Below are 20622 nucleotides of genomic sequence, written 5' to 3'. Positions count from 1 at the left end.
CTTCCTGTCTGCCAGTCGTTGGCGGCGAGAGCAAGGGTCAAACGACGCCGCGCCCAAGCGAATTGACCCGTTGCTGCATGGCCTTGCTGCGGCCGTGCGATGGGCCTAAACGAGGGGCCATGAAAAACGCCACACTCGTCTTCGACCTCGACGGCACCCTCGTCGACAGCGCCCCCGATCTCGTCGCCGCCACCAATCACGCGCTGGCCGATCTCGGCCTTGAGCCCATCGCCGCCGGAACGTTGCGCGGCACGATCGGCTTCGGCGCGCGCCGCATGATCCTGGAGGGTCTGAACCAGACCGGCCGCACGCTTCCGGAGGCCGAGGTCGATCGCCTGCTCGCCCGCTTCCTCGCCTACTATGAGCCCAACATCGCGCGTGAAAGCCGGCCCTTCGACGGTGTGGTCGCCGCTCTCGAAAGCTTCCGCAGCCGCGGCGCACGCCTCGCCGTCTGCACCAACAAGCGCCTCGCGCTCGCCACGCATCTGCTGGCCGAGCTCAACCTCGACGGGCTGTTCGACGCCGTCGCCGGACGCGACAGCTTTCCGGTCTTCAAACCGCATCCCGACCACGTCCTGGGCGCGATCCGCATGGCCGGCGGCGATCCCCGGCACGCGGTCATGATCGGCGATACCGCGATCGACGTTTCGGCCGCCAAGGCCGCCGCCGTCCCGGCCGTCGTCTGCACCTTCGGCTATTCGGACCAGCCCGTGGACGCTCTCGGCGCCGATGCGGTGATCGGTCACTTCTCGGAGCTTGACGCGGCCGTCCGCCGGCTGCTGGCGCCCGCTTCTGCCGGCCCCTCCGGTTAACCGTCTAAGCCACGGGCCAGGGCCATTTTCCCGCCCTTGTGCCTGAAATTATGCTTAATGCCGCCCCTCCCGGCCGGACGGGGCCAAAAAGCAGGCCGTTTGACAGGCGGCAGTTCCTCTCCCATGTTCCCGCCCCGAGTTTCGAGCATTGAACCGCCTGCGCGCAAAGCAACGCGTCCGACAATTTTAGGTGGAGCGCCCGCCGCACTTTCCTCAGGGCGCCACAACAAGTTCAAGGCCAAGAAAGCACAAGATGAACGTCGTTATTGTTGAATCGGCCGCCAAGGCGAAGACGATCAATAAGTACCTGGGCAGCAACTATAAAGTGCTCGCGTCGTTCGGTCATGTGCGGGACTTGCCGTCGAAGGATGGCTCCGTCGCCCCCGACCGCGATTTCGAGATGACGTGGGAGATCGACAGCGGCTCCCAGAAGATCATCCGCGAGATCACCGAGGCCGTCAAAGGCGCCGACAAACTGATTCTCGCGACCGACCCTGATCGCGAAGGCGAGGCCATTTCCTGGCATCTCCTCGAGATCCTCACCCAGAAGAAGGCGATCAAAAAGGGCCTCGAAATCGAGCGCGTCGCGTTCAACGCGGTCACGAAGCAGGCCATCCTGGCCGCCATCGCCGCCCCGCGCCAGATCGACGAGCCGCTCGTCGACGCCTATCTCGCCCGCCGCGCGCTGGACTACCTGGTCGGCTTCACGCTCTCTCCTGTGCTGTGGCGCAAGCTGCCCGGCGCCAAGTCGGCGGGCCGCGTGCAGTCGGTCGCGCTGCGCCTGATCTGCGACCGCGAGGCCGAGATCGAAGCCTTCCGCACCGACGAGTACTGGACGGTCGAGGCAACCCTCGCCACCGCGGCGAACGAGGAATTCCCGGCCCGCCTGCAGGCCATCGACCGCACGACGCTGAAGAAGCTCGACATCAAGGACGAGGCCTCCGCCTTCGCCATCAAGCGCGCCATCGAGAAGGGCGACTTCCGCGTCATGAGCGTCGAGAGCCGCGACGTGAAGCGCAACCCCTACGCGCCGTTCGCCACCTCGACGTTGCAGATGGACGCCTCGCGTAAGCTCGGCTTCTCCGCCAAGCAGACCATGCAGGTCGCCCAGCGCCTCTATGAGGGCGTCGACGTCGGCGGCGAGACCGTCGGCCTCATTACCTATATGCGAACCGACGGCGTCACGATCATTCCCGAGGCCATCAACGCCATCCGCGGATTGATCGCGCGCGAATATTCGCAGCGCTACGTCGCCCCCTTCATCCGCGAATACAAGACCAAGGCCAAGAACGCGCAGGAAGCGCACGAAGCCATCCGCCCGACCGACGTCACCCGCACGCCGGCCTCCGTCGCCCGTTACCTCCAGGCCGATCAGGCCAAGCTCTACGAGCTGATCTGGAAACGCGCGGTGGCAAGCCAGATGGCGTCCGCCGAAATGAAGCAGACGACGGCCGACATCGAGGTTAAGGGCCGCGACGGCAAGGTCTACGGCATGCGCGCGACGGGCTCCGTCATGCAGTTCGAGGGCTTCCTCAAGGTCTACGACGAAGGCCGCGACGACCGCGTCCTGACCATCAACAAGGGCAAGGACGATCAATCCGAAGACGACGCCCTGAGCCGCCGCCTGCCGACGCTCAACGAGGGCGACACCGTGCGCGACCGCGCCATCGAGCCCGAGCAGCATTTCACGCAGCCCCCGCCCCGCTTTTCGGAAGCCACCCTCGTCAAGCGGATGGAAGAGCTCGGCATCGGCCGCCCGTCGACTTACGCATCCACGCTCGCCGTGCTGCAGGAGCGCGACTACGTCCGCATCGACAAGAAGCGCCTCGTGCCCGAGGACAAGGGCCGCCTCGTCATCGCCTTCCTCGAAAGCTTCTTCGGCAAGTACGTCGAATTCGATTTCACGGCTGCCCTCGAAGAGAAGCTCGATCTCATTTCGTCAGGCGAGATGGAGTACAAAGAGGTGCTGCGCGACTTCTGGCGGGATTTCACGGGCGCCATCGACAGCATCAAGGATCTGCGCGTCGGCGACGTGCTCGAAGCGCTGAACGAGATGCTCGGGCCGCACATCTTCCCCGCCAAGGAGGATGGATCGGATTCACGCACCTGCCCGAAGTGCGGCACCGGCCGTCTCTCGCTCAAGATCTCGGGCAAATCCGGAGCCTTCATCGGCTGCGGCAACTATCCCGACTGCAAGTACACCCGCCAGCTCTCCGGCGAGGCGACGGGCGGCGGCGAGCGTGAGCTCGGCTTCGATCCCGACACCGGCCTGCCGGTCGTCGTCAAGGCCGGCCGCTTCGGCCCCTATCTCCAGCTTGGCGAGGGCGAGGGCGACGAGAAGCCCAAGCGCTCGTCGATCCCGAAGGGCATCGACGCCGCCACCATCGATTTCGAAAAGGCGCTGCAGCTTCTCTCGCTGCCGCGCGAGGTCGGCATCCATCCCGAGACCGGCACGCCGATCATGGCCGGCCTCGGCCGCTACGGCCCCTTCATCCAGCACGACGGCACCTACGCCAACGTCGAGAGCATCGATGACGTCTTCACCATCGGCCTCAACCGCGCCGTGACGCTGCTCGCAGAAAAGCGCGCCGGCAAGGGCGCGAGCCGGTTCGGGCGCTCCGCGGCCAAGACCGTGCTGAAGGATCTCGGAGAGCATCCGGGCGGCGGCGGCAAGATCCAGGTGCTCGACGGCAAGTACGGCCCCTACGTGAGCTGGAACAAGGTCAACGCCACGGTGCCGAAGGGCACCGAGCCCGCAAACCTCAGCGTCGACGAAGCGGTCCGCCTGCTTCAGGAGCGCGCGGCCAAGGGAGGCGGCAAGAAGCCCGCAAGAGGCGGCGCGAAGGCGGCAGCGGCTCCGAAAGCCAAGGCCGCACCCAAGGCCAAGAAGGCCGACAGCGATGTGGAACCGAAAGCCGCAAAGGCCAAGGCGCCCGCCGCAAAGAAGCCCGCCAAGAAGGCCGCTCCGAAGCCTAAGAAGACCTCCGCCAAAGCCGACGGCTGAGCTGGCGACGCCTAAGTCGGCAACCGCTGCCCGTCCTCGATGATGCCCCGCAGTCGCTCCGCATCGCGGAGCGGCGGCGCGCCGAACAGGCGCCGATACTCTCGGCTGAATTGCGATGGACTGTCGTAGCCGACCGCGTGCCCCGCGTTGGCCGCATCGAGACTCTGCGTGACGATCAGATTGCGCGCTTCCTGCAGACGAAGCTGCTTCTGATATTGAAGGGGGCTCATCCCCGTCACCGTCTTGAAATGCTGATGCAGAGCGGATGCGCTCATGCCCGCGGCCCCTGTCAGATCCTCGATGCGGAACGGCTCGCGGTAAGTGCGTTTGATCCACCGGATGGCACGATTCACCTGCTGAAGCTTGCTCTCCGCGAAGGCGATCTCGGAGAGTCGCGAAGTCTGATCACCGCGCAACAGGCGATAAAGAATTTCACGCATGGCCAGCGGCGCCAGGATCGGAATGTCGCGCGGTGTTTCCAGAAGCCGCAGCAAGCGTATCGCGGCATCGACGATTTCGCCCGAGAGATCACTGACACCGAGCGCCGAGCTCGGCGGCGCGGTCGCGGCCCGCTTCACGTCGCTTTCCATCATGAGCGCGCCGATCGCAGCGCTGTCGAGGTCGAGGCGCAGGCCGAGAAAGGGCTTGGACGCGCTGGCGTCCGTAATGCTGGCGACAATCGGTACGTCGACCGAAACGATCAGATAGTTGGCGGGATCGTAGACATAGACTTGATCGCCGGCCAGCACCCGCTTGCTACCCTGCGCGATGATGCAGAACGCGGGCTCGTAGACAGCGTGCATTTGCACCGCAGACTCAGACAGCCGATGCAGGAAAAGGTGCGGGATGGCCGTGGCGTGCGCGCCGTCTCCGTCGGTAAATCGTTCAATCAACGCAGCAAGCTCTGCGATCTCCGCCATGGCTTACGCCCCTGCTATCGTTCGAATTTTCGCATCCTACACTACCCCTTGGCCAACAAACTCGCCAGCGCTGTCACGCTCAGGCGGAGGATCGTGCAAGACGTTCGGAGGATCTGTCTATCGGATTTCGGCCCTTCGACCTCATCTTCTCCTCACCGGCGGCACACGCCGCGATAACCCCAAATGGAGAGTGATCATGAGTGGTATCAAGGACAAGGTCGTCCTCGTGACGGGCGCATCGAGCGGCATCGGCGAGGCCACCGCCCGCCTTCTGGCCGAACAGGGCGCCAAGGTCGTGGTCGGCGCACGGCGCACAGACCGGCTGGACAAGCTCGTCGCGGACATCACCGCCAAGGGCGGCACAGCGAAGGCCAAGACAGTCGACGTCACGAGCCTCGCGCAGGTACAGGCGTTCGCAGACTTTGCCCGCGAGGCGTTCGGACGCGTCGACGTCATCGTCAACAATTCGGGCGTCATGCCGCTCGCGCCGGTTTCGGCGATGAAAATCGACGAATGGGAGCGCATGATCGACGTCAACATCCGCGGCGTGCTCTACGGTGTCGCGGCCGTGCTTCCTGAAATGAAGGCGCGCGGATCGGGCCAGATCGTCAACGTCGCATCGATTGCCGCCCATTTGGTGATGCCGACGGCCGCGGTCTACTGCGCGACAAAGCATGCCGTGTGGGCATTCTCGGAAGGTCTGCGCCAGGAGAACCCCGACATCCGTGTCACGACGATCTCGCCCGGCGTCGTCGCAACGGAGCTTGGCGATGACATCTCCGATCCCGCAACCCGTGACATGCTGGTCGGCCTCCGCAAGGCCGCTTTGACTCCGGACGCCATCGCCCGCGCAGTATCCTATGCCATCGCGCAGCCCGATGACGTCGAGGTCAACGAGGTCGTCGTCCGCCCGACGGCCAGCCCCCTCTAGAGTAGCGGGGGCCGGCAGCCGCCGGCCCTCGGCCTTCGCGCCGACCCTTCGGGCAGGATTTCGTGGACGCGGGACGCCCAACCGTGTTCCTTGCTCTGCCGGATGGCCACAGGGCGCGCATGAGGCAGTCTTGCCCCACCGCGCCCCGCTCGTCGACGAAGGAACTCCAGGGTTACGTATGGCCAAAAAGCCGCCTGCCAAACGATCGGCCCACAAAGGATCAAAGGGCTTCCGCACCAAGCCAGCGCCGCGTCGCGGGCGCGAGGACACCCTGCCCTCCCGCGAGGAGATCCTCGCCTTCGTGCGCGAAAGCGAAGGCAAGGCGGGCAAGCGCGAGATCTCCCGCGCCTTCAACATCAAGGGCGACGCGCGCATCGGCCTCAAGCGCCTTCTTGCCGAAATGACCGATGAAGGCCTCCTCTCCGGCACCCGCAAGGAGATGCACGAAACCGGCAAGCTGCCGCCCGTTACCGTGCTCGAAATCACCGGCCGTGACGACGACGGCGACCTGATCGCCCATCCTGCCGTCTGGAAATCCTCCGACGGCGATCCGCCCTCCGTGCTCGTGCTCGCCCATCGCGCGCGCGGCGAGGAGCGTGAAGCCGCCCTCGGCGTCGGCGACCGCATCCTGGCCCGCATCACGCGCCTCGAAACGCCGGACGTCGAAGGCCACGCCTACGAAGCCGAGCCGATCAAGATTCTGCCGCGCGACAAGCGCCGGCTGCTCGGCATCTTCCGCTCGCGTTCGGGCGGCGGCGGCACGATCGAACCCGTCAACCGCCGCGAGCTGCGCGCCTGGCAGGTCCGCCAGGGCAACACGGGCGACGCGAAGGACGGCGATCTCGTCCGCTTCGACCTCTCCGCACGCAATCGCCAGTCGATGGCGGAAGCGCGCATTCTCGAAACGCTCGGCAACCCGAACGACCAGCGCAAGATCAGCCTCATCGCCGTCCACGCCCACGGGCTGCCGGACGACTTCCCGGCCTCCGTCATGGCCGAGAGCGAAGCGCTGATCCCATTCTCCGTCGAAGACCGCACCGATCTGCGCGCCATCCCCTTGCTCACCATCGATCCCGTCGATGCGCGCGACCACGACGACGCCGTCCACGCCGAACCCGACACGGATCCGAAAAATCGCGGCGGTTTCGTCGTTCTCGTCGCCATCGCCGACGTCGCCCATTACGTCCGCCCCGGCTCGCGCCTCGACAAGGAAGCCCAGCTTCGCGGCAACTCGGTCTATTTCCCCGATCGCGTCGTGCCGATGCTGCCCGAGCGCATCTCGAACGACCTCTGCTCGCTACGCGAGCTCGAAGACCGCCCCTGCCTCGCCGTGCGCATGATCTTCGACGCCAACGGCCGCAAGCGCCGCCACGAGTTCCTGCGCGGCGTCATGAAAAGCGCAGCCAAGCTCTCGTACCAGGAAGCTCAGGCCGCCATCGACGGCAACGTCAGCGAGAAGTGCGCGCCCCTCATGGAGCGCGCGCTGCGCCCGTTGTGGCAGGCTTACGCCGCACTTGCGCGCGCCCGCGACGAGCGCGGCCCCCTCGACCTCGATCTGCCGGAGCGCAAGATCCTGCTCGACGCCGCAGGCCGCGTCGCACGCGTCATCATTCCCGAACGCCTCGATGCCCACCGCCTGATCGAAGAGTTCATGATCCAGGCCAACGTCGCCGCCGCCGAAACGCTCGAGGCCGCCAAGACGCCGCTCATCTACCGCACGCACGATGAGCCCTCGAAGGAGAAGCTCAAGAACCTGCGCGATTTCCTCGAAACGCTCGATCTCCAGCTCGCCCCGGGCACGGGCCTGAAGCCGGAAGCATTCAATCGCATCCTCGCCCGCGCCAAGACGCTTCCCGTGCCCGAGCTTGTCAACGAGGTCATCCTGCGCTCGCAGGCCCAGGCCGAATACACGCGCGAGAACATCGGCCACTTCGGCCTCAATCTCGCGAAGTACGCCCACTTCACGTCGCCCATCCGCCGTTACGCCGACCTCATCGTCCACCGCGCTCTGATCCGCGCCATGAAGTTCGGCCCCGATGGCTTGACGGACGAAGAGGCCACGCGCCTCGTCGATGTCGCGAAAGACATATCCGATGCCGAGCGCCGCGCCATGGCCGCTGAGCGCGAGACGATCGACCGCCTCATCGCCGCTCATCTTGCCGATCGCGTCGATGCCTCGTTCGAGGGGCGCATCGCGGGCGTCACGCGCTCGGGCCTGTTCGTGAAGCTCAAGGACACCGGCGCCGACGGCTTCGTCCCGGTGTCGACGCTGGGCCAGGACTTCTTCAACTATGTCGAAGAGGCGCACGCGCTGGTCGGCAATCGCAGCGGCGAAACCTACCAGCTCGGCGATCCGGTCACGGTCCGCCTCGTGGAAGTCATTCCATCCGCCGGCGCCGTCCGCTTCGAGATGCTGACACCCGGCAAGAAGAGCGCATTCGCCCAGATCAAGGGCGCGCGCCGCTTCCAGCAGCGCCGCGGCCGGCGCAGGTGAGCATGGCGCGATGGCCGCGGGGCGATTTGCACCGTTGAGCAGGCCACACGCGGCGCTAGACTGGCGCCTTCGAGAGGACCGTTCACCATGACGATCGAGTTCAAGGCACCATCACCCGCCCCGGCAGAGCCGAGACGCTCCGTCGCCGACGCCATGCTGCGCGGCTGGCGCCAGCGCTGCCCCGCCTGCGGCGAAGGCAAGCTGTTTCGCGCCTATCTCAAGGTCGTCGACACCTGCCCGCACTGCGGCGAGGACCTGCACCACCAGCGCGCCGACGACGCGCCGCCCTACTTCACCATGGTCATCGTCGGGCACGTCGTCATCGCGGGCGTGCTGGTGCTTGAAAAGGCCTATGCCCCGCCGAGCTGGGTGCATCTCGCGCTCTGGCTTCCCTTGACTGTGATCCTCAGTCTCTGGCTCCTGCCGCGCGTCAAGGGCGCGCTCGTCGGCCTCCAGTGGGCACTGCGCATGCACGGCTTCGGCGGCGAGACCGACGACGAGACGACCGAGCCCGACGTGAGCATGAAGACGTGACCCGTCCGCTTTCATGAGCCCTCCGCAGAAACCAGCCCGTAACGAGGCCGCCACGCCGTCGCGCGCGCCAGCCAAGCGCCTGCGCCCGCGCGACGCCGCAACGCTCATCGTGGTGGATTGGAGCGCCCCCGCGCCGCGCATGCTGATGGGACGGCGCCGCCCGGACCAGGTCTTCCTGCCCGACACGTATGTCTTTCCGGGAGGACGCGTCGAACCCGGCGACCGCACCCTGTCGCGCCACGTCCGCCTTCCCAGCACCGAGAGCGCCACCGTGCAGGCGTCCCTGCGCGGCACTCCGTCCGATGCGCGCGCCGCCGCACTGGCCCTCGCGGCCGTCCGTGAAACGTTCGAGGAAACGGGCGTCGTGATCGGCACCGCCCATACGAAAGAGCCCGCACGATTGGCAGGCGGCTGGGATACGTTCCACGAGACCGGCTTCGGCCCGTGCCTCGACCACCTGACCTACTTCGCCCGCGCCATCACCCCGCCCGCGCGCCCGCGCCGCTTCGACACGCGCTTTTTCCTCGTCGATGCGGCCCGCATTGCCCATCGCGCGGAGACGAACGACGGAGAGCTCCTCGACATCGGCTGGTACACCGTATCCGACGCGAAAGCCCTGAAGCTGCCCTCCATCACGCGTGTCGTGCTGGAGGACATCACCCGCTTCATGGCCGCAACGGAGGCGGAGCGGCGCGCTGAGGCCGTGCCGCAGTACGCCCACCGCAACGGTGTTTTTCACCGCACTCTTCAGCCGCGCTGATCACGTGCTTAGGCGGCGTAGGCCGAGGTCCCGGCCCCGCGCAACGCTGAGGACACGCCAACCCGCCCGTGCGCGCGTGTCGCCGATCTCCAGCTTGACACCGAAAGCGCGGTCAGTATGGTGCCCAATCCGAATTCGAGAATTATTCCACTTTCGAGGTCTGAAGACCAATGGCCAAGCAGATTACCCAGAAGATCAAGCTGCTCTCGTCCGCCGGGACTGGCTTCTTCTATGTCACCAAGAAGAACCCGCGCACGTCGACGGAAAAGCTCGTGTTCAAGCGCTACGACCCTGTCGTCCGCAAGCACGTCGAGTTCAAGGAAACCAAGATCAAGTAGGTGTCGGGGCTGCGCTCGCGCAGCCGCTGCCCGGGCCGCCAACATGCGCGGCCGCCTCTCGCGACTAACCCTATCGGAAATTGTGGTGCTGGAAGGGCTCAACCAGGGTCCGTAACCGCTCTCGGCAGCGGGGTAAGCATTTCCGAGGTTAGCCACGGACCCTGGCCTAGTGACCAGATGGGGTCAAAGAGGGCGTTGACGTTCCACCTGGTGTCGTAGCGGTAGGTAACGGTAAACTATCGGAGGTAACTCCAAGCCGTAGCCGACCCACTACAATTTCCCGCTCCATCAGGAGATGCGGCGGACCCAACGGGCCGCGGGAACCGATTGCCCACACGATCACGCCTTGGCAGATCCGCAGCCGATCACGTTCCGGGCAAAGATTGAAATCCCCTCCGTTCAAGGTAAGTCTGGCAGAACACTTAGAGGATTGCAAGTTTAGAGCTTGACCATAGCGTGGCAGGCACAAATCTTCGATTCGTGCGCCGACGGGCAATCTCCGGCGATTTCAACGCGAAATGACTCGAGCGCTTTTCTGCACGCTTGTCCCGACAGCCCGGCCAATCCGCGCGAGACGGCGCAGATTCCTAAATCCTATAAATGACTTATAACCAGAGGACGCGTTACGCCGCGTCGGCAACCACCTGGTTGCGCCCGCGCCGCTTGGCGGCATAGAGCGCGTTGTCGGCCCGCTTGAAGAGCGCTTCGGACGTGTCGTGCTCACCTTCCCAGGTTGCAAGACCCACACTCGCAGTGACCGATATCTCTTGGCCCGGCGCGATCCGGAAGCCCTGAGATGCGACACATTCGCGCACGCGTTCCCCAACCTGCCAGGCCAGCCCCTTGTCGGTGTCCGGCATGATGATCAGAAACTCTTCGCCGCCGAGCCGGCAGGCCAGATCCACGCCGCGCGTGTAGCGCCGGAAGCGATCCGAGAACTCCTTGAGCACCGTGTCGCCCGCGTCGTGGCCGTAGGTGTCGTTGACGGCCTTGAAGTGGTCGATGTCCGCGATCAGCACCGACAGCGACCGGCCCGACCGCTTGGCGTCCGCGATCAGCGTCTTGAGGTGCCGTTCCATGTAGCGGCGGTTGTGCAGCCCCGTCAGAGGGTCCGTGATCGACAGCTCCACGCTTTCGCGGATCTGGTTGCGCAGGTAATCCGAGAAGCGCTTGCGCCGGATCTGCGTCCGCACGCGCGCGAGCAGCTCGTGCCGTTCCACCGGACGCATCAGGTAGTCGTTGACGCCCATGTCGAGGCCGCGCAGCAGGCGGGCTTCGTCGCCCGTGTCCACCATCATCAGGATAGGCAGATGGCGCGTCCGGTCGAGCGAGCGCACTTGCGAGCAGAACCGCAGCCCGTCCGAATTTTCCATCCGCAGCGCCACGACGACGAGGTCGAACGGCTGCTCCGCCAGATGCATCAGTGCAACCTGCGGATCCGGCTCGATGTAGGCCTCGTGCACCTTGGCCAGCGCACTCATGACGCGCGAGGACGAGCGCGGGTGATCGTCCACCACGAGCACGCGCCCGGGCCGGTCGCCCAGGATGCGGGCCACCGTTTCTTCGTCCGAAAGGCCCATTTGCCGGCTCGTCGAGACGCGCATCAGCATCTCGTCGTTGAGCATCTTGAGGCGCGCGAGGCTTTTCACACGCGTGACGAGCGCGATGTCGTCGACGGGCTTGGTGAGGAAATCGTCGGCGCCGCTGTCGAGACCCTGGATCTTGTCCGCGGCCTGGTCGAGCGCGGTCACCATCACGACGGGGATATGCAGCGTTTGCGTCGAAGCCTTGAGACGGCGGCAGACTTCGAAGCCGTCCATGCCGGGCATCATCACGTCGAGCAACACGACATCGACACGTTCGCGCTCGCAGATGGCCAGCGCGTCCAACCCGTTGGTGGCCGTGACGACATCGAAATACTCGGATTCCAGCCGGGCCTGCAGAAGGCGCACGTTGGCCAGAATATCGTCGACGATAAGAACTCTAGCAGTCATGCTGACTCACACACCGGAACGCACGCAAACAAACGGCACGCCGTTCAGGCATCCCCCACAAAACGCCGGACAGTTTCGAGAAATACTGCGACTGAAATCGGTTTCGACACATAAGCCTCGCAGCCACCGGAACGAATCCGCTCCTCATCGCCTTTCATGGCGAAGGCTGTGACCGCCACGACCGGTATGTCGCGAAGGTCCTCGTCTTCCTTGAGCCACTTGGTCACCTCGAGCCCCGAAACCTCCGGTAGCTGGATGTCCATGAGAATGAGATCGGGCCGATGCACCCGGGCGAGCGTCAGCGCGTCGAGCCCATTGCGCGTTTGAACCGTCAGGTAGCCATAAGCGTCGAGCAGGTCGTGGAAGAGCTTCATATTGAGCTCATTGTCCTCGACGATCAGCACGGTTTTAGCCGCGCGGGCAGCGCCCTGCGTCGGGGCCTCGACGGCCATTCTGGTCTCCTGATAGGTCATCGTCGAAGATCTTTGCTCCCGCTGCGAAACTGCACCGATTCTGCGGGCCCTCGAGCGGCAGTGTGCCCGCTTTAGCTTAAGCAACTGTTGAAACATGCGTAATGAGGATCAAACGTGTCCCAAGTGCCCGTCCGGACACGCAAAACGGAGAAATGCCGATGGCAAAACCCGCACCCAAACCGACCGCGGAAAATGCGGCGGCTCTGGCCTTGTCCGGCCTGGCGTTCCTGGCTGAAGACGCCCCCCGCCTCGTGCGCTTTTTGTCCCTGACGGGCATCGGCCCGGACCACCTGCGCGAGGCGGCAGGCGCGAACGACACCCTGCTCGCCGTGCTGGATCATCTCTTGACGGACGAATCCCTCCTCCTGGTGTTCGCCGCCTCGAAAGGCATTTCCCCGGACCAGATCGCGCCCGCCCGCGCGGCGCTGGCGCGTGAGCTTGGAAGCGAGGCGGTGCATGACTGACCGCGAGCCTCCGCCGGCGGCAGGCACATCCCGCCTCGGCATCGACCTCGGCGGCACCAAGATCGAGGGGCGCGTCCTCTCGCCGGGCGGAGAGGAAATCGCGCGCCGGCGCATCCTGGCCCCCCAGGGCGACTACGACGCCAGCGTGCGTGCCCTCACCGACATCATCGGAGCGTTGATGGGCGACGCGGGCGGCGACGCCACGGTCGGCATCGCCATGCCAGGCTCGCTGTCCCCCTCGACCGGCCTCGTCCGCAACGCCAATTCCACCTGGCTCAACGGCCGTCCGCTGCGCCAGGACCTCGAGGCCGCCCTCGGCCGCCCGGTGCGCATGGCCAACGACGCCAACTGCTTTGCGCTCTCGGAAGCCGTCGACGGCGCCGCTGCGGGCGCGCGCTCGGTGTTCGGCGTCATCGTCGGCACGGGCTGCGGCGGCGGCATCGTCATCGACGGAAAGGTTCTCGAAGGCGCACGCGGCATCGGCGGTGAATGGGGCCACAATCCCCTGCCCTGGGCGGATGCGGACGAGCACCCGGGGGCTCCCTGCTGGTGCGGCCGCAACGGCTGCATGGAGATCTGGGCGTCCGGCACGGGCCTGTCGGCCGACTACCGCCGCCGCACGGGCGAGCTGGTCTCAGGCCACGAGATCGTCGAGCGCGCTCATCTTGGCGAGCCTGCCGCGCGAACCAGCCTGGACCGCCATGCCTCGCGCCTCGCACGCGGCCTCGCCCACATCGTCAACGTCATCGATCCGGATGTGATCGTGCTCGGCGGCGGCCTCTCGAAGCTGCCCCATCTCTACGAGGTGCTGCCGAAGCTCGCCGCGCCGTATGTATTTTCCGACGTCGCGGCACTCGACATCCGCCCGCCGAAATGGGGCGACGCCAGCGGCGTCCGCGGCGCCGCCTGGCTGTGGAACACGTGAGAAGCGCTTCGGAAGCCTAAGGCGTCGGCGCCTTGCAGGGCGACGCCTCGAAGTACTTGAGCTCTTTCAGCTCGCCGCGGATGGCGAAGTCGCCGTGGTTGATGCGCAAGCTGCTGGTGACGCCATTGTCGTGAAACCGGTAGCTCATCTCGTAGAGCGGCAGCGTATCGCCGGGCTCGGGCGTCGTCGGGAAATAGCTCACCGAGATCGGCCACGACGGCACCTGGTCGAGGTTCGTGCCCTTGGCCAGCGACACGATCGGCCCTTTGCTTTCGCGCCCGATCGCCGTCGACGTGGAGAAGATCTTGTCGCCGCTCTCCGAGCCGTCGAAGAGATCGGCGGCCAGGATGGTCTGCCCCGCGCGCGCGGCCCGAATGATCGCCATCGAATGCTGGATCGGGAAATAAACATCGCCCGCGAGCTTCACCTGCCGCGTGCTGGGGCGCACGAGATCGACAGTCGCCGTGCCGGTCGCAGCCGTGCGCCGCGCCACGCCCTGCGTCTGCTCCGCCTGGATTTCGTTCTGGTACGTGCTGGTGGAGAAGCGCAGCCGCTTGGCCGGAACCTCTTCCCAGCTCGATGTGCGCAGGTCCGTCGTTTGCAGGTTGCCGTCCTGATTGACCGTCTGCGTCACGAACCGCATGCTCTGCGCGTAGCCTTCGCACGCATTGCCGGACAGCTCATAGACGATCCGGCCGTTGACGCCCGTCACGCTCGATCCCGAGCGCGTGCTGTCGAGCGACAGCTCGTAGACTGCCCGGTGCGGCGCGAACACGACATCCTTGAGCTGAGGAGCCGCGTGCCCCTCCGTCACGGCGAACGAGACCGCGCCCGTCAAGACCGCCGCCAACGCCGCGACCACACATCCGAGAGCCCGGTTCCGGGCGGCATTCCGCATTCCAGTCATCCTGTTACCTTGGGCCCCAAATGCGGCAACGCCGCGCCCTCTGAGCGGAATCTAGGGTACTGTCAGGCCGTTGCAAAGTGCGTTCGACGCGTTAACAAGAAAAGGACGCACAGCACACTATCGCCTCAACGACCCCATATCGCCCAACGACCAGAGAGACCCCGAACATGACCGGAACCATCGAGGCCCGCCTCGCCCAGCTTGGCCTGACCCTTCCCCCGGCCCCCAATCCGGTCGCCAACTACGTCCCCTATGCGGTTTCGGGCAACCTGCTCTTCATTTCCGGCCAGATTTCGAAGGCGGCCGACGGCACGATCGTGACCGGCCTTCTCGGCCGCGACGTGACGGTAGAGGCCGGGCAGGCAGCCGCCCGCCTCTGCGCGCTCAACATCCTGGCCCAAGCCAAGGCCGCGCTCGGCGACCTCGACCGCGTCGCGCAGGTCATGCGCCTCACCGGCTTCGTCGCGGCAACGGCCGACTTCGCCGACCACCCGAAGGTCGTCAACGGCGCCTCCGACCTGATGGTCGAGGTGCTGGGCGACAAGGGCCGCCACACACGCGCCGCGGTCGGCGTCGCGAGCCTGCCGATGGCCTCCGCCGTCGAGATCGACGCCATCATCGCCATCGCTGGATAAGACGGCGCGCGAGCCACTTCAACGCGGGATCATCCGGCATGCTCGATCGCGGCAAGTTCCTGCGCCCTATCGCCCATCGCGGGCTGCACGACGCCGCAAAAGGCATCGTCGAGAACACGGCGCCCGCATTCGAAGCCGCGATCGCGAAAGGCTATGGCATTGAATGCGATCTGCGCCCCGCGGCAGACGGCACTCCGCTCGTCTTTCACGATCTGGAGCTTGATCGCCTCACCTCCGGCACCGGGCTCATCACGAGCCTCGCGCCCGGCTGTGCGGCCAAGCTTCCCTTCAAGGGTGCGCGCCTCACCGGCATCCTGACGTTTGCGGACTTACTGGCGCTCGTAGCCGGACGCGTGCCCCTGCTGGCCGAGATCAAAAGCGAGTGGGATAGCCCCTCGCCCGCCTTCCTGGTGGCGATCGCCAATCTCGCGACGGCTTACACGGGTCCGCTGGCGCTGATGTCGTTCGATCCGGACGTTATGGCCGAGATGCGCCGGCTCGCGCCCGGCGTCCCCCGCGGCATCGTCACGGGCACCTACCATTATCCAGATGGCAAGCCCTGGTATCCGGACAAGCTCACGGACGCCCGCCGAACGGCCCTCGCAAACATCGCAGAGAGCACACTGGCGGATCCGTACTTCTATGCCTACGACGTGCGCGGGCTCCCCTCGCCCGTCGCCCAGCGCATCCGGAACGAGCTTCGCCTGCCGCTGTTCACCTGGACCGTGCGAACTGAGGCCGACCGCCGCGCCGCCACCGAACACGCCGACGCCCCCATCTTCGAAGGCTACGAGCCCTAGGCGCGCAGCGCTCTCAATCGTTCTCGTGGCAACCTTCCTGCGCGTTCCAGCCCATGCCTTTGGGGCAGCCCTTCTTGATCGCCTCGATCTGCCACGAGGGCAGCTTCTCCTGCGGCTTCGGCGGCTTGTAACCGGCCACGCATTTGTTGCCCTGCAGGCGGAACCCAGGACCGCAGTGCGTCGCGGCGTCCTGCTTGAGCACACACCGGCCGTCGACCTTCACGCGCCCCTTTGCGCACCCCTGTGCGGCCTTCTTCGGTTCTTCGCGCTTCGGCTCTTCACGCCGGGGCTGCTCCACGTGACGCTTGAGAGGCGTCGGACAAACCTTGTAAACGTCCGCTCGCTCAACTCCGACAGCGCAGAGAATGCCGCCCCATTTGAAGCCGATTTTTCCGTCGCGATAGGCGATCTTGAACCAGGGGTAGCCGTCCTCCATCACGTTGGAGCGACCCATCAGCGTAATCTCTTCGCCCTCTTCGAGACTGTCGATTTGCCGATACTGTTTGCCGGGCTTGTCGCGCACGATGCCGCCCCACGATCCCGCCACCACCGGAAAATCGTCGTATGCAGCAGCGGGCGCCGCCGCCGGTGCGGGCTTCGCTTCGCCTAGTTTTTTCACGTAGGCGCGCGCCAGATCGGCATGAAAGCCGGTCGGAAAATTCGACAGGAACGCGTCCCAGGCTTCGACGGTGCCGAGCTCCTTGGCCGCTTCGAAGGCCTCCTTCTCCGACGTGCCAGACTTTTCGGAAGCATTTGGCGCCTGCGCGAAGGCCGCGCCATGGGGCCACGACATTGGCTCGCGGACATCGAATGACGGCGCGCACAGTACGGCGAAACACAGACCGGCCCGCACTACGAGACCGGAGATCGTCGACGTCATTGGATTGGATTCCCCACAAGGCCATGCCGGAACGGCAAGACACCTTCGGGCAAACACCGAACGCGGGCAAGAGATCAGTTTGCTGACGGCCGCCGGAAACTGAGCCAATCACGTCGTCCAGCTCGCCAGGGGCCGGTTCGAAGCCCTACCGGTCGATCTCGCCGAACACGATGTCGAGCGACCCAAGGATCGCCGAGACGTCAGCCAGCATGTGGCCCTTGTTGAGGAAATCCATGGCGGCGAGGTGCGGAAAGCCCGGCGCGCGGATCTTGCAGCGATATGGCTTGTTGGAGCCATCCGCCACCAGGTAGACGCCGAATTCGCCCTTCGGCGCCTCGACCGCGGCGTATACCTCGCCTGCCGGCACGTGGAAGCCCTCGGTGTAGAGCTTGAAGTGATGGATCAGCGCTTCCATCGAACGCTTCATCTCGCCGCGACGCGGGGGCACGACCTTGGATGCGGCCGCCGTCACCGGGCCTCCGCCGTCCGCGCTCATCAGCTTTTCGCAGCACTGCTTCATGATCTTGATGCTTTCGCGCATCTCAAGCATGCGGATCAGGTAGCGGTCGTAGCAGTCGCCGTTCTTGCCGATCGGAATGTCGAAATCGAGTTCCGAATAGCACTCGTAGGGCTGCGACTTTCTCAAGTCCCACGCCGCGCCCGAGCCGCGCACCATCACGCCCGAGAAGCCCCACGCGAACGCGTCCTCGAGGCTCACGACGCCAATGTCGACGTTGCGCTGCTTGAAGATGCGGTTCTCCGTCAGGAGACCGTCGATGTCGTCGAGAACTTTGTGGAACGGATCGCACCACGCGTAGATGTCTTCGACGAGCTTGGGAGGCAGATCCTGGTGCACGCCGCCGATGCGGAAATACTTGGCGTGCATGCGGCTGCCCGACGCGCGCTCGTAGAACACCATCAGCTTCTCGCGCTCTTCGAAGCCCCACAGCGGCGGCGTCAGCGCGCCCACGTCCATAGCCTGCGTGGTCACGTTGAGAAGATGCGAGAGATGGCGCCCGATCTCGGAATAGAGCACGCGAATAAGCTGCGCGCGGCGCGGCACAACGATACCGAGCAGCCGCTCCGCCGCGAGGCAGAACGCATGCTCCTGGTTCATCGGCGCGACATAGTCGAGACGGTCGAAATAGCCGATGGCCTGCAGGTAGGTCTTGGCCTCGATCAGCTTCTCGGTGCCCCGGTGCAGCAGCCCGACATGCGGATCGACACGCTCCACCACTTCGCCGTCGAGTTCGAGCACGAGCCGCAGCACGCCATGCGCGGCCGGATGCTGCGGACCGAAGTTGATGTTGAACGGACGTATCTCTGTCTCAGCCATTGTGCATCTCAGTTGGGTTTGTCGCCGATATAGCCCGCCATCGCCTCGGCGCCGGCCTGCTTCTCGGTTGCATTCGCGAAGTCATAGAACCCGGGCTTGTCCTCGACGAAGATCTCCTTCGTGAGCACCAGCTTGGACGGATCGTCGAGCGCGCCGGCGGCGAACGTATAGCGATCCTCGCCCGCCACCTTCCAGAACAGTATCGAGCCGCAGCGCGCGCAGAAACCGCGCTCCCCCACGTCCGAAGAGCGGTAGACGCCGATGGCCTCGCGCCCCTCGAACGCCGGCACGCCCGCGACCTCGACGTACATCAGCGGCCCGCCCGTCCAGCGCCGGCACATGCCGCAATGGCACACAGCCACGTCGTGCGACGTCAGCGCCGCCGTGAACCGCACCGCGCCGCAGAGGCACCCTCCGGAAACATCGTGCTCGCCTGCCATCCTCGTTACTCCGTCCCCTCGGCCTGGAACGCCGCAATGAACTCCTCGCCGGTCAGTTTCGGCGTGTCGTTCGCGAACTCATAGTAGTCTGGCTTTTCGTCGATGAAGATCTGTTTGGAGAGGCTGAGGCGCGCCTGGTCGTCGAGCGTGCCGGCCGACAGCGCATAGAACTCACTTCCGAGCAGATGATAGTAGAGCGGACTGCCGCACACCTTGCAGAACGCGCGCTCCGCCCACTCGGACGACTTGTAGACGCCGATGTTCTCAGCCCCGCTGAACGCCACCGGCCCGTTGTGGCCGAACGCGATGTAGGGCCCCGCCGACCACCGCCGGCACATGCCGCAATGGCAGACGTCAGCGTCCTTCTTTTGCGTTTCGACCTGGTAGCTGACCGCGCCGCAGAGGCAATGTCCCGTCACGGTTGATGAAGGCTCTGACGTCATGCCTGCCCTCCCTGCCCGGGAACCGCGATCTCCGCCGCGCCCGCGCGCGCGGCCTTGGCGTTGACGAGCCCGACGAACCGCTTCCACGGCACAACCATGCGATCGTGCGTGCCGGACCCGATCGCCTCGATGCCGTCATGCGCAACGACCTTGAACGAGACGCGTCGGCCGTTGACGGCCGTGCACTCGCAATCGACGGTCACGGTCTGGCCGGGAACGGTCGCCGCACTGTGCGAGACGTTGACGTGAATGCCGAGCGAGCCTTCACCCGCTTCGAGATGCGGCTTCAAGACCTCCAGGCATCCCCATTCCATCAGCCCAACCATGAAGCCCGTGGCGAACACAGCTGGCATCGCCTGGAAGTCGGGCGATTCCGGGTAGAGGTTCGGCACGGTCTTGCTCGCCGGAACCGTGAACTCGAGCCGCGACCGGTCGCCGACTTTGAGCGTATCCTTCATGACGCCCCGCCGTTGCTGCGCGCCTGCTCGGCGAGCTTTCCGGTCGCGATGAAATCCACGCAGACGTCGTAGAAGCTGAGGATCGACTCGCCGGCCGCGAGCCCCTGGTCGAATTGCTTGCTCACCTTGGCGAACGGATAGGCCATATCGCCGTTTGCGAACGCGACGCCAACGCCTGCGTCGTCGCTCCGCCATTCCCCGCCGGTCTTCGCGATGATGGCTTCGCCGAGGTAGCTGCCGATTACGGACACGACGCCACTCGGCGCGCCCTCATCTCCGTAGCGAACCCGCATGCGCTCGATGAACCCCTCGACCCACGCCACCGACTCCCGGTCGAGCGTGAACTCCGTGCCGCTGACCTCGCTGAACCCGCGGATCGCGAAAGCCGCGTTGTCGCGAACCTGCGCAAGCCACTCGCCCGCGAGTGTCATGACAGCCCGGCCTTTTCATCGCCCGGCAACGCGTACGGCGATCCTTCCCACGGGCTTTCGAAATCGAACGAGCGGAATTCCTGCACCAGCTTGACGGGTTCATACACCACCCGCTTGGCCTCGTCGTCGTACCGCACCTCGACATAGCCTGTGAGCGGGAAATCCTTGCGCAGCGGATAGCCCTGGAAGCCGTAGTCGGTCAGCAGGCGCCGGAGATCGGGATGGCCGGAGAACAGGATGCCGTACATGTCGAAGGCTTCGCGCTCATACCAGTTCGCCGCCGGATAAACGCCGATCACGCTCGGCACCGGCGTCTCGTCGTCGGCATGCACCTTGATGCGGATGCGCTGGTTGAGGCGCGGCGACAGCAGGTGATAGACGACGTCGAAGCGCATCGCGCGCGACGGCCAGTCCACACCGCAGATGTCGATGAGCACCACGAACTGGCAGCTCCGGTCGTCGCGCAGAGTCGTCAGAACCTGCACGATGTCAGCTGCTGGAACCGTCACCGTCAATTCACCGACGGCGATCCGCTTGTCGAGAACGGCGGCCCCCAGCTTTGACGTAACGTGCGCTTCAAGTTCGGTCAGCATGCGTTTGGTCCCAAGGCAGCAGGCAGCGGGCAACCGCGTCGCGTCTCAAC

The 20622-nt window shown here is 65.5% G+C and carries 22 protein-coding genes; 11 read left to right on the top strand and 11 right to left on the bottom strand.

All coding sequences use genetic code 11. The features are described 5' to 3' along the window. Positions 1-119 precede the first annotated feature (119 nt). Together K2Y42_RS09565 and topA are read left to right on the top strand one after the other, a co-directional pair. A complete protein-coding gene (locus K2Y42_RS09565; protein WP_291151592.1) occupies positions 120-812 on the top strand; it encodes an HAD-IA family hydrolase in 693 nt (230 codons plus the stop codon). Positions 813-1065: 253 nt separating this feature from the next. Continuing rightward, positions 1066-3816, top strand: coding sequence for a type I DNA topoisomerase (topA, locus tag K2Y42_RS09560; protein ID WP_291151590.1), 2751 nt, complete (start codon positions 1066-1068; stop codon positions 3814-3816). Between the two features lie 11 nt (positions 3817-3827). Here topA and K2Y42_RS09555 read toward each other — a convergent pair whose 3' ends face one another. Continuing rightward, a complete protein-coding gene (locus K2Y42_RS09555) occupies positions 3828-4736 on the bottom strand; it encodes an AraC family transcriptional regulator (protein WP_291151588.1) in 909 nt (302 codons plus the stop codon). A 196-nt stretch (positions 4737-4932) separates the two neighbouring features. Between K2Y42_RS09555 and K2Y42_RS09550 the strand changes: the two genes are divergently transcribed. The 5 genes from K2Y42_RS09550 to rpmG all read left to right on the top strand — a co-directional run bounded on the left by K2Y42_RS09550 (position 4933) and on the right by rpmG (position 9793). Continuing rightward, complete coding sequence (locus tag K2Y42_RS09550) at positions 4933-5667, top strand: SDR family oxidoreductase (RefSeq protein WP_291151586.1); 735 nt, start codon at positions 4933-4935, stop codon at positions 5665-5667. Positions 5668-5845: 178 nt separating this feature from the next. Continuing rightward, entirely contained in the window at positions 5846-8161 is a 2316-nt protein-coding gene (rnr, locus tag K2Y42_RS09545) for a ribonuclease R (RefSeq protein WP_291151585.1), read from the top strand. A gap of 87 nt (positions 8162-8248) precedes the next feature. Beyond that, entirely contained in the window at positions 8249-8695 is a 447-nt protein-coding gene (locus tag K2Y42_RS09540; protein ID WP_291151583.1) for a DUF983 domain-containing protein, read from the top strand. A 13-nt stretch (positions 8696-8708) separates the two neighbouring features. After that, entirely contained in the window at positions 8709-9455 is a 747-nt protein-coding gene (locus K2Y42_RS09535; protein ID WP_291151581.1) for an NUDIX domain-containing protein, read from the top strand. A gap of 170 nt (positions 9456-9625) precedes the next feature. Further along, positions 9626-9793 carry a 50S ribosomal protein L33 gene (rpmG, locus tag K2Y42_RS09530; protein WP_291151579.1) on the top strand — a complete coding sequence of 56 codons (168 nt, stop codon included), beginning with the start codon at positions 9626-9628 and terminating at the stop codon, positions 9791-9793. A 623-nt stretch (positions 9794-10416) separates the two neighbouring features. On the opposite strand, the gene K2Y42_RS09525 is transcribed toward rpmG, so the two are convergent. Together K2Y42_RS09525 and K2Y42_RS09520 are read right to left on the bottom strand one after the other, a co-directional pair. After that, positions 10417-11787 (bottom strand): PleD family two-component system response regulator, encoded by a 1371-nt coding sequence (locus tag K2Y42_RS09525; protein WP_291151577.1) that lies wholly within the window; start codon positions 11785-11787, stop codon positions 10417-10419. A gap of 44 nt (positions 11788-11831) precedes the next feature. After that, on the bottom strand, positions 11832-12239 hold the full coding sequence (locus K2Y42_RS09520; protein ID WP_291151575.1) for a response regulator: 408 nt from the start codon (positions 12237-12239) through the stop codon (positions 11832-11834). 179 nt (positions 12240-12418) lie between these two features. Between K2Y42_RS09520 and K2Y42_RS09515 the strand changes: the two genes are divergently transcribed. Then, positions 12419-12724, top strand: coding sequence for a DUF3572 family protein (locus K2Y42_RS09515; protein ID WP_291151572.1), 306 nt, complete (start codon positions 12419-12421; stop codon positions 12722-12724). Then, complete coding sequence (locus tag K2Y42_RS09510) at positions 12717-13649, top strand: ROK family protein (RefSeq protein WP_291151570.1); 933 nt, start codon at positions 12717-12719, stop codon at positions 13647-13649. Before K2Y42_RS09515 ends, K2Y42_RS09510 begins: the two co-directional genes overlap by 8 nt. 16 nt (positions 13650-13665) lie before the next feature. Here K2Y42_RS09510 and K2Y42_RS09505 read toward each other — a convergent pair whose 3' ends face one another. Then, positions 13666-14547 (bottom strand): cell envelope integrity EipB family protein, encoded by an 882-nt coding sequence (locus K2Y42_RS09505; protein WP_291151568.1) that lies wholly within the window; start codon positions 14545-14547, stop codon positions 13666-13668. Between the two features lie 176 nt (positions 14548-14723). On the opposite strand from K2Y42_RS09505, the gene K2Y42_RS09500 reads away from it, so the two are divergent. Both K2Y42_RS09500 and K2Y42_RS09495 read left to right on the top strand, forming a co-directional pair. Further along, a complete protein-coding gene (locus tag K2Y42_RS09500; RefSeq protein ID WP_291151565.1) occupies positions 14724-15191 on the top strand; it encodes a RidA family protein in 468 nt (155 codons plus the stop codon). A gap of 38 nt (positions 15192-15229) precedes the next feature. After that, on the top strand, positions 15230-15991 hold the full coding sequence (locus K2Y42_RS09495; protein ID WP_291151563.1) for a glycerophosphodiester phosphodiesterase family protein: 762 nt from the start codon (positions 15230-15232) through the stop codon (positions 15989-15991). 13 nt (positions 15992-16004) lie between these two features. Here K2Y42_RS09495 and K2Y42_RS09490 read toward each other — a convergent pair whose 3' ends face one another. From K2Y42_RS09490 to K2Y42_RS09460, 7 genes are all read right to left on the bottom strand, one after another. Continuing rightward, the gene (locus K2Y42_RS09490; RefSeq protein ID WP_291151560.1) at positions 16005-16871 is read right to left on the bottom strand and encodes an SH3 domain-containing protein; all 867 of its coding nucleotides are present in this window, start codon (positions 16869-16871) and stop codon (positions 16005-16007) included. 145 nt (positions 16872-17016) lie between these two features. Continuing rightward, entirely contained in the window at positions 17017-18207 is a 1191-nt protein-coding gene (locus tag K2Y42_RS09485) for an NADH-quinone oxidoreductase subunit D (protein ID WP_291151558.1), read from the bottom strand. 8 nt (positions 18208-18215) lie between these two features. Then, positions 18216-18647: a GFA family protein gene (locus tag K2Y42_RS09480; RefSeq protein ID WP_291151556.1), complete on the bottom strand. Its 432-nt coding sequence runs from the start codon at positions 18645-18647 to the stop codon at positions 18216-18218. 5 nt (positions 18648-18652) lie between these two features. After that, the gene (locus K2Y42_RS09475) at positions 18653-19090 is read right to left on the bottom strand and encodes a GFA family protein (RefSeq protein WP_291151553.1); all 438 of its coding nucleotides are present in this window, start codon (positions 19088-19090) and stop codon (positions 18653-18655) included. Beyond that, complete coding sequence (locus K2Y42_RS09470; RefSeq protein ID WP_291151552.1) at positions 19087-19548, bottom strand: thioesterase family protein; 462 nt, start codon at positions 19546-19548, stop codon at positions 19087-19089. The genes K2Y42_RS09475 and K2Y42_RS09470 overlap by 4 nt, the downstream gene beginning before the upstream one ends. Next, complete coding sequence (locus tag K2Y42_RS09465) at positions 19545-19979, bottom strand: hypothetical protein (protein WP_291151549.1); 435 nt, start codon at positions 19977-19979, stop codon at positions 19545-19547. Before K2Y42_RS09465 ends, K2Y42_RS09470 begins: the two co-directional genes overlap by 4 nt. Continuing rightward, the gene (locus K2Y42_RS09460) at positions 19976-20572 is read right to left on the bottom strand and encodes an NADH-quinone oxidoreductase subunit C (RefSeq protein WP_291151546.1); all 597 of its coding nucleotides are present in this window, start codon (positions 20570-20572) and stop codon (positions 19976-19978) included. The genes K2Y42_RS09465 and K2Y42_RS09460 overlap by 4 nt, the downstream gene beginning before the upstream one ends. Positions 20573-20622: the final 50 nt, after the last annotated feature.

The sequence above is a fragment of the Hyphomicrobium sp. genome (assembly GCF_019744875.1).
GTDB lineage: Bacteria > Pseudomonadota > Alphaproteobacteria > Rhizobiales > Hyphomicrobiaceae > Hyphomicrobium_C.
The sequence above is the reverse complement of the archived record's forward strand: the minus strand, read 5'-3'. Positions and strand labels throughout refer to the sequence as shown.